The 12,188-nt window shown below is 36.9% G+C and carries 14 protein-coding genes; 12 read left to right on the top strand and 2 right to left on the bottom strand.

What is annotated here, in order from left to right; translation table 11 throughout:
• Positions 1-170: 170 nt before the first annotated feature.
• The gene (locus tag AC1Q6O_RS19740) at positions 171-935 is read left to right on the top strand and encodes a DUF2935 domain-containing protein (protein WP_090002997.1); all 765 of its coding nucleotides are present in this window, start codon (positions 171-173) and stop codon (positions 933-935) included.
• A 39-nt stretch (positions 936-974) separates the two neighbouring features.
• Here the strand turns inward: AC1Q6O_RS19740 and AC1Q6O_RS19735 are convergent, their stop codons facing one another.
• Complete coding sequence (locus AC1Q6O_RS19735; RefSeq protein ID WP_043989608.1) at positions 975-1,469, bottom strand: L,D-transpeptidase family protein; 495 nt, start codon at positions 1,467-1,469, stop codon at positions 975-977.
• Positions 1,470-1,590: 121 nt separating this feature from the next.
• On the opposite strand from AC1Q6O_RS19735, the gene AC1Q6O_RS19730 reads away from it, so the two are divergent.
• The 6 genes from AC1Q6O_RS19730 to AC1Q6O_RS19705 all read left to right on the top strand — a co-directional run bounded on the left by AC1Q6O_RS19730 (position 1,591) and on the right by AC1Q6O_RS19705 (position 5,263).
• Positions 1,591-1,824: a hypothetical protein gene (locus tag AC1Q6O_RS19730; protein WP_043989606.1), complete on the top strand. Its 234-nt coding sequence runs from the start codon at positions 1,591-1,593 to the stop codon at positions 1,822-1,824.
• A 42-nt stretch (positions 1,825-1,866) separates the two neighbouring features.
• A complete protein-coding gene (locus AC1Q6O_RS19725; protein WP_008173594.1) occupies positions 1,867-2,079 on the top strand; it encodes a YczO family protein in 213 nt (70 codons plus the stop codon).
• Positions 2,080-2,092: 13 nt separating this feature from the next.
• Positions 2,093-2,290, top strand: coding sequence for a hypothetical protein (locus tag AC1Q6O_RS19720; RefSeq protein ID WP_008173593.1), 198 nt, complete (start codon positions 2,093-2,095; stop codon positions 2,288-2,290).
• A 49-nt stretch (positions 2,291-2,339) separates the two neighbouring features.
• Entirely contained in the window at positions 2,340-2,573 is a 234-nt protein-coding gene (locus AC1Q6O_RS19715) for a cysteine-rich CWC family protein (protein WP_096365897.1), read from the top strand.
• Positions 2,574-2,649: 76 nt separating this feature from the next.
• The gene (locus AC1Q6O_RS19710) at positions 2,650-3,234 is read left to right on the top strand and encodes a DUF305 domain-containing protein (RefSeq protein WP_008173590.1); all 585 of its coding nucleotides are present in this window, start codon (positions 2,650-2,652) and stop codon (positions 3,232-3,234) included.
• 277 nt (positions 3,235-3,511) lie between these two features.
• Positions 3,512-5,263, top strand: coding sequence for a methyl-accepting chemotaxis protein (locus AC1Q6O_RS19705; RefSeq protein ID WP_090002977.1), 1,752 nt, complete (start codon positions 3,512-3,514; stop codon positions 5,261-5,263).
• A 45-nt stretch (positions 5,264-5,308) separates the two neighbouring features.
• Here the strand turns inward: AC1Q6O_RS19705 and AC1Q6O_RS19700 are convergent, their stop codons facing one another.
• On the bottom strand, positions 5,309-5,914 hold the full coding sequence (locus tag AC1Q6O_RS19700) for a metallophosphoesterase family protein (protein WP_008173587.1): 606 nt from the start codon (positions 5,912-5,914) through the stop codon (positions 5,309-5,311).
• A gap of 249 nt (positions 5,915-6,163) precedes the next feature.
• On the opposite strand from AC1Q6O_RS19700, the gene AC1Q6O_RS19695 reads away from it, so the two are divergent.
• The 5 genes from AC1Q6O_RS19695 (at position 6,164) to AC1Q6O_RS19675 (ending at position 12,187) form a co-directional block, all read left to right on the top strand.
• Positions 6,164-7,660 carry a class I adenylate-forming enzyme family protein gene (locus tag AC1Q6O_RS19695; protein ID WP_171365973.1) on the top strand — a complete coding sequence of 499 codons (1,497 nt, stop codon included), beginning with the start codon at positions 6,164-6,166 and terminating at the stop codon, positions 7,658-7,660.
• 182 nt (positions 7,661-7,842) lie between these two features.
• Complete coding sequence (locus tag AC1Q6O_RS19690; RefSeq protein WP_237068874.1) at positions 7,843-8,832, top strand: C39 family peptidase; 990 nt, start codon at positions 7,843-7,845, stop codon at positions 8,830-8,832.
• A 57-nt stretch (positions 8,833-8,889) separates the two neighbouring features.
• Positions 8,890-10,122 (top strand): carboxylate--amine ligase, encoded by a 1,233-nt coding sequence (locus tag AC1Q6O_RS19685; RefSeq protein ID WP_008173581.1) that lies wholly within the window; start codon positions 8,890-8,892, stop codon positions 10,120-10,122.
• Positions 10,119-10,820 carry a cysteate racemase gene (gene cuyB / locus AC1Q6O_RS19680; protein ID WP_008173579.1) on the top strand — a complete coding sequence of 234 codons (702 nt, stop codon included), beginning with the start codon at positions 10,119-10,121 and terminating at the stop codon, positions 10,818-10,820. Before AC1Q6O_RS19685 ends, cuyB begins: the two co-directional genes overlap by 4 nt.
• Positions 10,821-11,038: 218 nt before the next feature.
• Entirely contained in the window at positions 11,039-12,187 is a 1,149-nt protein-coding gene (locus AC1Q6O_RS19675; RefSeq protein WP_427071316.1) for a DEAD/DEAH box helicase, read from the top strand.
• The last annotated feature ends 1 nt before the right edge of the window (position 12,188 follow it).

The raw sequence follows: 12,188 nt of genomic DNA, 5'->3' as shown, positions 1-12,188 counted from the left end.
TTAGCCATTGGTAGTATAGCTTTTAGTGTTTCATCCTATACGAAATGGATCATGATGATCTGAAGACTACTATTTGTATTTCATGAGGAATAAAATAGAGGGGACTAAAAAAATTGGCACGATAGCGTCAAGCTTCTTTCATAGTGAAGAAAAACAAAGGAGGTTTAACTCTGTCTAATTTTGTGCAACATGCAATTTTCGAGCATAGGTTTTGGCTAGAAATCATGCAAAATCATGCGCAATTTATTCATGGCGCATTATATCCATCTGAACAGGATGACATTCAAAGGGCAAATAGTTTTATCCAACAATTCTCTCAGCTGCTTACCTATTTGTCATCTATTGATGGTACAAATGCAGTCTCTTTCTCCATAACCGTGGATGACAATGTCGAGCAGTTTAAACAATTTAAACTACATCTACTGAGACATCAATTGTCAGGAGATATTGGGATTCATTTAACACCAACATTTGTCAATCATATGGTTAATGAACTAGAAGAATATCAAAATGTGCTCAATTATTTAAAAAAAGGCGAAGTACCACCAATATTTCATGAGCTTCACCATCATTTAATTTGGCTATTAGATGCTTCAGGACATGCAGGTATTATTCAGGATGATTTAGATGGTGTTGAAAAAAGATTGAAGCAAAAGAGTAATGAGTTTGCCAAACACTTTGAACAATTTTATTTAAAGGCAGTAGAATTAACAGGTTATTTACGAACGAATATGCATTCCTTTCCTGCTTTAAGCCGGTTTAATAAGGATGTTGAGTTGGAAATGATTTTATTCAAAACATTTTTAAAAGAGTTAGAAGAGATGGAATTGAGTGCAGAGGTTTTAGGTACATTTACAGCGCCTATGGCGGATCATATGTGGCGTGAAGAGCAATACTATTTAATGAAGCTTGCACAGTCAAGAGGAGAAAAATAGAAGAAGGCGAGGAGGCTATCACATTGGATAGCCTTATTATTATGGATGAATCACTACTTCAGTCCCAATAGGAACAATACTAGCTAATTCTTCAACATCTTGATTTTGCATTCGGATACAGCCATGAGAAACAGCATGCCCAATGGAGCTAGGATCATTCGTGCCATGAATCCCGTAGTGTTCCTTCGATAAACTCATCCACATAGTTCCAAATGGGCCGCCAGGATTTGGATCTTTGTTAATAATAATAAAACTACCAACAGGTGTTTCGTGTAGCATACGTCCAACTGCTATTGGGTATTGTTTTTGAAGGATATTATTTCTGTAGAGGCGTAGCCAACGATTTTCTGTAGAAATTTCAATACGGTATGGGATTGTCTCAGGATCAGGAAAGCCAGGTATTATAATTTGTTGACCGACGTAAAGAGTGTCTGGTTGAATGCCTGGATTGGCCTCAATAATGGAAGACAATGAGGTACGATAATCGCGGGAAATTTGAGTTAACGTTTCGCCGGGTTTAACGGTATGAATCAACGTCCATCCTCCTTTATACAGGTTATGATTATACTATATGCTACTTATGAATGATGTTATGGATTGTTCAGGACTTTGGATAGAATAAGCAGTAACACCGTATTGTTAAGGAGCATATATCATGAGGGAATTTAAAATTACGTATTTTTTTGATGAAATACATTATGTCAGAAGGTTTATCTTTATCGAGTCACAGCAAGAAGCAGAGAATTTGGTAAAGAGTGAACGGGATCAATATATCTCCTTTACAGATAGCAGAGGCATTTATCATGAATTGCATACCAGGCATGTACGTGTCATTCAAATTTCTGAGTACCATCGCATCGATAAAAGTGCTAAAAGGAAAGACACATAATCTGTTCATCATTACACACATTAAAGAAGAAAGGAGTGTGGCATGATGGACAAAGAACAAATACCACATGAAAAGAAAATATTTATGAATTTAAGTAGTAAAGACAAACCTGACATGGTTGAATCAGATACAATTAGTCTTTTCGATTTGCATGAGGATATGCAAACTGTTGATGCCATCCCTATTGAGGAACTCAATAAGAGAGTGGGAAGAGAAGGCGATGAATTGATTGAATTACAGCCGGATGAATTATAGGGGGTAGCAAACAATGAATAGAGAAAGTGGAGAAGCTCCATTCACAGTTTCGGGCACAGATATTCATGAAGTGAAGCAGAAAAATGCCGAGGCAGGATTATCCTACAATGAGGTAAAAGCATTATTGGCTAAACAGGGTGGACATGGGACGGCTATATATAGTGACACCAATATAGATGAAGTGAAACAAGAAATTCACAAGCATCAATAGTGACTGGGGAGGAGTAAGGTCTTGAGTGCTCTTCCTTTTTTCCTTTACAATGATGGAAAAAGAATGGGGGGCCAAGACTATGTCGGAAAAGAGATGCCCAAGATGTGGGAAAGAAAATCATTGTGGAGTCGCCAAAGGGGAAAAAGAATGTTGGTGTATGACACAGAACTTTCCAGAACAATTGTTAAATATGACCATAACGAATACATGTATTTGTCAAGCATGCCTAGATACATATAAAGAAGAGTCCGTAGAACTTATAACTATCATGACGTTCCTGTAAAAATTGCGCAATTGGTACAATTGTCTATCGCACAACAACCTAGCGGGCATACATTACTCTGAAAGGAGTGTGTCTAATGGCTAGACCTATTGAACTTAGTAATGTCACACAGATATATTTAGAGGAATATCAACGCATCCTTAAAAAGATGATGCAGGGCATGACCTATGTAACCATTACTTGTAGTATTTCAGAAAATTTTATAAAGCAAATCATCCCATATCAAATAGCAGCAATTCAAATGTCAGAAAATGTTTTACGCTTCACGACAAATATTCCTGTACAAAATCTTGCATTAGAAATCATCCGAACACATACAGAAATGCTTGAAAGTCTTGAAGCACTACAAAATAGATGCTGTGTTGTACAAAATTCAGAGTATGAATTATACGAGTATATGTGTGCTTATAAAGAAATTACAGAAGCTATGTTTAATGCAATGTGTGCACCACCAGTTTCCAATAGCATTAACATCAACTACTTAAGGGAAATGATTGTCCATCATCAGGGCGGAATACGATTAGCGCAAAATGTGCTAAGATTTTGTATTTGCCAAGAATTAATCCCAATTCTAAAATGCATGATTCAAACGCTTTGTGAGCAACTAGAGGCTATGGAAAAGTTACTGGATAGTTTACAAAATTGCGATTGCGAGTGCTAGTAGTAACTAAATGTTTATATAGGAAGAAGGCGCTAAGATCAATCATGGTTTTAGCGCTTTTTCTGCGTGGAAATAGTGTTTATCAAAGAAAAATGTCAATAAAGTGGACAAGTAAATAAGATAGTGTAAAGATTTTTTTGAGAATCTATTTTTGACTTTCTGTTGTTGGTAAAATATAAATGTTTTATTAGATGAAGGTAATGAAGGAAATTCAATTATTCGTTTATAAATAGTAGTTTCTACATGCATGTACTTTAGACAAACGGGAGTGGTTATTGTGTTCAAAAGGAAGAAGATTAATCAAAATTATGATTATTTCTCAGCCGCTAAAAATTCTGACATTGAGGCGAATGAGCGCTTTAAAGAAAAATTGGATTTTCTAGCTCTATCAAGAATTAGGAGAGAATCTGTTGGGTTCTTACGTAAAATTTATGAAAACAATCGACAGCATATACTCGACAACTTTTATGATCGTTTGCTGGAAATATCAGAATTTAACCAAGTAATTCATACACATTCAACAGTCGAACGTTTAAAAGGGTTATTCGATTCACACTTTATAAGTCTGTTTGACGATGAATTAGATTTAGATTATGTATTTAAGCGACGTAAAATAGCATATATACATGCACGAATAGGCGTATTACCGAACTGGATGATTTCTGCCTATACATTAATTAATCAGTTAATTATTCCACTAATTGTAAAAGAATTATCACGTGATCAAGAGAAGATGCTGGATGTCCTATTGTCGTATGATAGCCTAGTAACAATCGATCAGCAAATTATTTTAGAAACCTATATAGAAATACAAGCCGGTTCCGTAGTGAATGGATTAGGTGAAATCATTACTTATAACACACAGTTGGATACAGTGAAGGAACTCATTGAATTTCAAGAAATACAGCAACAGGAAATCATTGCAGCAGATCAATCGATGCATGAACTAGATGAAAGCATTGAAGATATTGCTACATCTGTAGGCGATATTTCAGAGCAAACAAAGCTTGCTTTAAAAAAATTAAACCAGGATTTAGATTCGTTACACCAAGTATCAACGATCTTACAAACAACAGATGAAGGACATAAATCCATGCAGGAGGATATTAAACGTCTCGTTGAACGTGTAAATAGTGTAGCGAAGCTGATGGAATTGATTCAAAGAATTGCAGATCAAACGAACTTATTAGCTTTAAATGCATCGATTGAAGCAGCCCGCGCGGGGGAAGCAGGAAAGGGCTTTGCTGTCGTCGCAGAAGAGGTTCGGAAGCTTGCCGATGATACAAGTACATCTGTCAAATCCATACATACAGATATACAGGAGCTACTGCATATTACTAACAATATTAGCTCTTTAACGACTCAATTTTCACAAGACTTACATCAAGGTGTTACAGATACACTACATATCACTCAAACACTTGCAGAGTTAAATAAAAATTTACAGCAGCAAGGGGCTCGCTTTGAGGAAATAGCTACAACAACAAAGGTACAAGCTCAATCCGCTACAACGATATCTGAACGCAACCATACAATTACAGAAAGTATGCAAAAAAGTAAAGTCATCGTTTTTGATATGGGCTCTGCTATTTATAAATTAAGTAAAATGATCGATGGATACCGTTCATCAACGATTTCTAAAAACTTTATTATTAGCCAAGAGGACATCATTGAATTAGCCATTACCGATCATTTATTATGGCGCTGGAAAATTTATAATTTACTGCTAGGCTTTGAAACGATGACAGAGCAAGATGTAGGCTCGCCAAAAGAATCGCGTCTTGGTGAATGGTATTATGGCACTGGCAAAAAGCTATTAGGTGATGAACGTGTGTATGTAGAATTAGAACAGCCATTTATTCATGTCCATGAAATTGCTAAAAAAGCAGTGCGTGAATATAATGTAGGACATAAAAATGAGGCAGAAAAATACTTGAAGGAAATTTCGGAAGAATCCTTTGTAGTCATTGACAAACTCAAAGCGTTAAAGGAAATTCTATTGGACGGAAAAAAACAATACATTCATTAAAAACGGGGAGCAAGCTAAGAGCAGATTAGCTTGCTCTTTTTATGTTTAAGACACTGTTCCTTCATCAACAGAAGGTACACACATAAAGGTTATGGTCCGCTTTTCACTATCATACAGACACCATTCACGGTGATCTACAACGGAGCCAACATTTACACCGTATTGTTTATTTTGTAATACAATAGGTTGTCCGTAGCGAATACGAATCGGTAATTTTTTCTGCTGGTGATAAAGACCTGATTCATGACTATGACCAAAGAAGAACAATGGCTTTTGAAAGGGTGGGAATGTTGGCTGCCAGCTTACACTCCATTTAAATTGATGCCCATGCATAAGTGTGGCGCCATCAATCTCCATTGTTTCAGGTAACGCCCTAAAGCGCTCAATGCCCGTCACCTGTGTAATACGTTCTTCTTGATTGCCTCGTATAGAGGGGAAGGTTAACAGTTCCTCAAATTTATTTTCAACGATCGCTGCTCTTTGTAAAGATAACCCAGACATCGTTTGGGCTTTTTTCTTACTAATCGTGCATTCATATAAATCACCTAATCCAATGATTTTTGCTTCCTTTGCTGTCTGCTGAATATGAGTGAGAACAGCTTTCGTATCTTCTATATTAGAATGTAAATCTCCTAAAAGTGCATATAGCATGCAAACCCGGCCTTTCCTATAAATAATCGTATAATTATCATACACCTAATAGAAATTGCTAGAAAAGTAAAACGTCTAAGAATATTTCGTTAGTTTACCTACATATTTTGAATGTATGGAAAAATTGCCAAGGAATTCAATGCTTGATAAAATAAAATCATAATTTTCTGAAATTTTAGCAGTCTAGTAATTTGCCATTGATGTTGACTCTATCTAGCAATAAAAAAACAAATTTTTGGAGGGCTTATAATGACGATGTACATGACGGATATTCTTGAAAAGTATGCTGTGCAACAGCCTAGTGAAATTGCGACCTTATATGATGGGAAAAAGCTAAGTTATCGTGAGTTTTACAAATGTGTCGAAAGATTTGCAGCTTATTTACAGGAGCAAAATTATAAAAAAGACGATGTCATTGCTCTATATACCCTCAATTCAGATTTATTTTTAATTGCTTATTTAGGTGTGCAATTAGCTGGCTACGTAGCTATGCCAATTAATACTAAATTAGCAGCTCCAGAGGTTGAATTTATTTTTAATCATTCACAAGCAAAGGGACTCATTTATGATGAAAGATTAGCTGAAGCGCTAGAGGATGTATCCTATTCATTCCAACATGTTATTGGATTTCAAACGATGAATAATATCTTTAAAAATACTAATTTAGTAAGAGCTGTAGTACAGTTGGAGGCCAATGATACTGCGGTTGTTATGTACACTTCAGGTACAACTGGTAAACCAAAAGGCGTGATGCTAACTCATGAAAATATTGTAGCTACAGCTGATATTTGGTCATCTTCCATGAAAATGTCTAACAAGGACAGGATGTTTATTTGTACACCATTATTTCACTGTGCAGGACTTCATGTCTTTGCTATGCCCATGTTTTATCAAGGCGGGACAGTCGTGATAGAAGAAGCCTTTTCACCAACTAAAACATTAGCGCAGATTGCAATAACAGAGGCAACCATCTTCTTTGGTGTTCCATCTATGTATACGATCATATTAAATACGCCAGGTTTTAAGGAACATAGCTTTAGCCATTTGCGTTTATTATGTTATGGGGCTGCCCCAATGCCCTATGAGCTTGTTAAACAAGTGAAAGAGGCATTTTCAAATGTGAACGTACAAAATTTATATGGTCAAACAGAAAATACACCTGCAGCCACATCTTTATTAGATACAGATGCCTTAACGAAAATAGGCTCCGTTGGGAAGCCATTAGGGCAGACAGAGGTTCGAGTAGTTGATAGTGAAGGTAAGGAGGTTCCCGCTGGTGAAGTAGGCGAGATATGTGTAAGGGGACCACAGGTGATGAAGGGCTATTTACGTAATCCTGAAGAAACAGCTAGAACGATTATAGATGGTTGGCTATATTCAGGAGATTTAGGGCGTTTTGATGAGGAAGGCTATTTATATATTGTTGATCGAAAAAAAGATATGATCATCCGAGGTGGTGAAAATATTTACCCTATTGAAGTGGAGGAAGTATTGTATCAATTGCCTGAAATTTTAGAGGCAGCAGTAGTTGGATTACCGCATGAAGTGTATGGAGAGGTGCCCAAAGCCTTTGTCGTATTTAAGGAAGGTAAGTCACTCGATGAGGAAAATATTCTATCCTATTGTCAATCACAGCTTGCCAAATATAAAGTACCGTATGAAATAGAATGTTTAACTGAACTGCCACGCAATGCTTCTGGTAAAGTTCTAAAGCATACATTACGACCTAAAGTAAGTACGATTTGAGAAAAAAAAGTTTTGACTGTTAATTTTCCTTAAAGTTTCGTTTTCGATGCAAAAAAAATTCTCTGAAACAAGATAAAATAGGAACCTCTTTCAAAGTATCGTATAATAAAGTCTACGACAAATTAAATTAAAAGAATGGAGAAGGGGTGACCCTTCGATTTAGAATAGGAGCGGAATTTGTCTTGTGGACGGGGTATAAACGCCTTTTACTTATCGGCATGTTGATCATAATGTTACTTTCTAGCTGTCAGCCATTTTCACAGCAAGATGCGGAAAATAAAAATCAATTAACAGTATTAACGGTAGAATTTAATAGTGGTGCACCAATTGCTAATCTTTATATCACGGTCACAGATGTACAGACAGGTAATGTTGTAGAAGAAGCTATTGGTTCTGAAGAGGGAGAAGCTATATTTTCGAAGCTAAAAGAGGGACGAGAATATGCTGTTGCGGCAACGACCCTTGAAAATAGTGCGGCAAATGATGGCTATACAACCATCGAAAATTTTACGTATGATACGACAAAACCATATTTTAGATTGCAGACCCATTTTACAAGAGACGAACAAGAGCTAGATGTTCCTGTGGTGATGCAAAACCCTGAGCTTCCACATGGCTGTGAAATAACTTCACTCACAGCCGTGTTAAATTACTTTGGAATAAATGTGTCAAAGCTTGAAATGGCTGATAACTATTTACCAAAGCAAGAAATACGTATTGTAGGCAATCAACGGTTTGGACCAAATCCAAATGAGGCTTTTGCAGGTAATCCTCGTGATAAAGCTCATGGTATGTATGTATTTGCTGCTCCAATTGTTAAGGCAGCGGAGGCAGCTATTGCAGATAAACAAGCTGATTTACGTGTGACAGATATGAGAAATGCCTCACAGGAAGATATTTTGCAGCTTGTTCGTGAGGGAATTCCTGTCGTGACATGGGTGACGCTGGATTTATCGAAGCCTAAAAAAAGGGCAGATAGAGGTTGGATTTATAAAGGAGCGACTACTTCGCAGGACGCTTTTATGAATTTACACGCTGTTGTGTTAACTGGACATTTAGGCGATAAGGTAGTAGTAATGGACCCGTTAAAGGGCTATGTCACTTATAATGTGGACCAGTTCTTTAAAAGCTATCATGAATTAGGTGAACAGGCAGTAGCTGTACATAAATAAACTAGCTATTAGGAAGTATGTTACACTAATAAAAACGTAAAAAGTGAGTTGAGTAGAATGGCCATTGAGCACGCTTTTTTACCGGTTTTACTAGGCGATGAAATGAATGCTTATGGCATGGCCAGAGCATTTTACGAAGCCTATGGTGTGAAGCCACTTGCATTAAATCATACGAATATGGAAAAAATTCAACAAAGTGATTTACTGACCTTCCGTGAAGTGCCGAGACTTCATATAGAAGAACGATTTGTGACAGCACTAAAGGCAATAGCGCAGGAGTTCCCTGAAAAAAAATTACTGCTATTAGCCTGTGATGAATTTTATGTCAAAAAAATCGTAGAACATAAAGATGAATTGACAGAGGACTTTTTAGTTCCTTATGTGGATACTACTCTTGCACATCAGCTGCTAACTCGTGAAAGTATGTATGAGCTGTGTGCACAATTTGGTTTTCAATACCCAGCTATGCATGTATGCACAGTTAATGATTATGAAGAGTACGAAATGACATTTGACTACCCAATTGTCATTAAACCGATGAATATGACAAAGTATGCCACATGTATTTTTCCTGGAAAGAAAAAAGTATATATTGCACATGATAAAGTAGAAAAGGATAGCATATTCCATGCTATTTATAAGGAATCAGCCTATCGAGATGATCTTATGATTCAGCAATATATTCCTGGAGAAGATGCGAATATGTGTGTTGTGAATGCTTATGTAGGACAAGATGGGAAAGCGAAGCTTCTTGCTGTAGGAAATCCGATTCTAGAAGAGCATTCACCAGAGGGGATTGGTCGTTATGTGGCTATTATGACAGCCTATAATCCGACTTTAATGGAAAATGTGAAGACATTTCTAGAAGCCATTCAATTCCATGGATTTGCTACATTTGATATGAAATATGATGAGCGTGATGGACACTATAAATTGTTAAGTATCGAATTACATAATGAGCTTTCCAATTATTATGTGACAGCTAGTGGCTATAACCTTATGCAATATGTTGCAGACGATTATGTTCGAGGAAGTAAACAGCCACTAACATACGTGCAAAATAAACATCTTTGGACAATCGTACCAAATGGTGTCCTTTTCAAATATGTACAAAATGAACAACTTATTATTGAAGCAAAAAGTCTAATTCGACAAGGAATGGCGACAGATTCTATTTTTAATTATAAGGATATGAATGCCAAACGTTGGTTGAATGTAACTGTTGATAATTTAAATTTTTATCGCAAATATAAGAAATATTTTAATAACAAAGGTCTGTCTAACTCATGAAAAAACAAACTTTAGGTATAATAGGTGGAGTTGGTCCACTAGCAACGATGTTTATTGGTGAAATGATTGTAAGACGAACAAAGGCGCAAAAAGATCAGGAGCATTTACATACCATTATTGATAATGATACAAATATTCCTGACCGTACGGCTTTTATTTTAGATAATACGAAAGAAAACCCAGTGCCTGTTATAATTGAGGATGCAAAAAAGTTGGCTTCTGTTGGAGCTGATATGATTGCCATTCCGTGTAATACGGCTCATACTTTTTATGACGAGATCCAGGAAGGCTCCCCGATTCCTGTTTTGCATATGATTCGTGAAACGGCGAAGCGTGCATCCGAATTGGGAGCAGAGCGTGTGGGTATTTTAGCGACAACTGGTACATTGACTTCACGCATGTACCAAGATGCGTTAGAAGAATATGGAATTACACCGGTTGTACCAGATAATGAGATGAGAGCCCATGTGATGACCATTATTTACGATTATGTTAAAGCGGGTAAGAATGTCACACAGGATGATTGGCAACCAATTGAAGATGCCATGCTAGCTCTAAACTGTGATCGTCTCGTATTGGGTTGTACGGAGCTATCTATTGTCAATCGAGATTTAAAATTAAGTAATATATATATCGATTCATTAATCGTTTTAGCGGAGTGTGCTATTTTAGCATGTGGTTATGAGCTAATCGATTAGGAATGTATAGAAAGAATCTGCTTGCTTTACATGGGTAGGCTGTAAGTCTTCAAAAAATTGTGGACGGGCTTACATTTCCATGTGTGGAGTTAGGCAGATTTTTTATGGATGAGAGTTTCATTTGGTGAAACGATTAGACAAAGGTTTGCGTACATATAAAGTAGGAAGCTACCGAGTGTGTTAAACTAGTGTCAAGCAGATAGAAGGTGGGAAATAACATGTCAGTAATCAATTTATTAAAAGAAGAATTACAAGCAAAATGGAACTTTGAAGCAACTATGAAAATTCAAGAGGAAATGATACCAGCGATGCTTGAAGGAAAAGATATCGTAGCAGAATCACCTACTGGTTCTGGTAAAACGTTGGCGTATGTTTTACCATTGCTGAATAAAGTAAACGGGGCGAAAAAGCAAACACAAGGTCTGATCGTAGCTCCATCACAAGAGCTAGCCATGCAAATTGTAGAAGTTATCCGTGAGTGGACGGCAGGTACGGATATTACGGTTCAGCAGCTTATTGGTGGGGCCAATTCCGCTCGTCAAATTGAAAAACTAAAGAAAAAGCCAACGATTGTTGTTGGAACACCTGGTCGTTTAAATGAATTAGCACGTGCAGGTAAATTAAAGCTTAAGGAAATTGAAACAGTTATTTTAGATGAATGTGATCAATTACTAAGTCGTGAATACCGTGTTGTCATTAAATCCTTTATTGAAGGTTCTGCCTTCGGACGACAAGTTGTAGTTGTTTCAGCTACTATTACAGAGGAAATTGAATTAGTGGCAAGTCGCATGATGTTTGAGCCAGTTCGTTTTAAAATTAAGCCAGAGGATATGCTAAAGGTTGGCAAAGTAATCCACTCGTTTGTGAAGGTGGAAGAACGTGATAAAACAGAGTTCCTTCGCCGTTTATCGCATACAGAAGGTCTGAGAGCATTAGCTTTCATCAATAATATTGATCAATTATTAATGAAAGAAACGAAGCTACAGTATCGCTCTGCACCAATCGTTACACTTCATTCTGACATGAAAAAGGAAGAACGTAAAAAGGCTTTAGATGCTTTCCGCAAAGGGGACGCACGTATTTTAATCGCGACAGATATTGCTGCACGTGGTTTAGATATTGCCGGTTTAACACATGTTATTCATGTTGACGTTCCACGAACAATTGAGCAGTATTTACACCGTTCGGGTCGTACAGGTCGTGCAGGTGCAGATGGTGAAGTATTAACATTACTATCTTATCAAGACGAAAAAGCCTATAAAAAATGGACAAGAGAAGTTCCTGGTAAGCCAGTACAGAAAATATGGCATGATGGTAAGCTAATGGAAGGTAATTCTAAAACGATTGGACAAAAGCGAGGGAAATAAT

The organism is Lysinibacillus sp. GW823-FHT06C08 (assembly GCF_058795135.1).
This window is presented reverse-complemented; position numbering and strand designations above follow the sequence as displayed.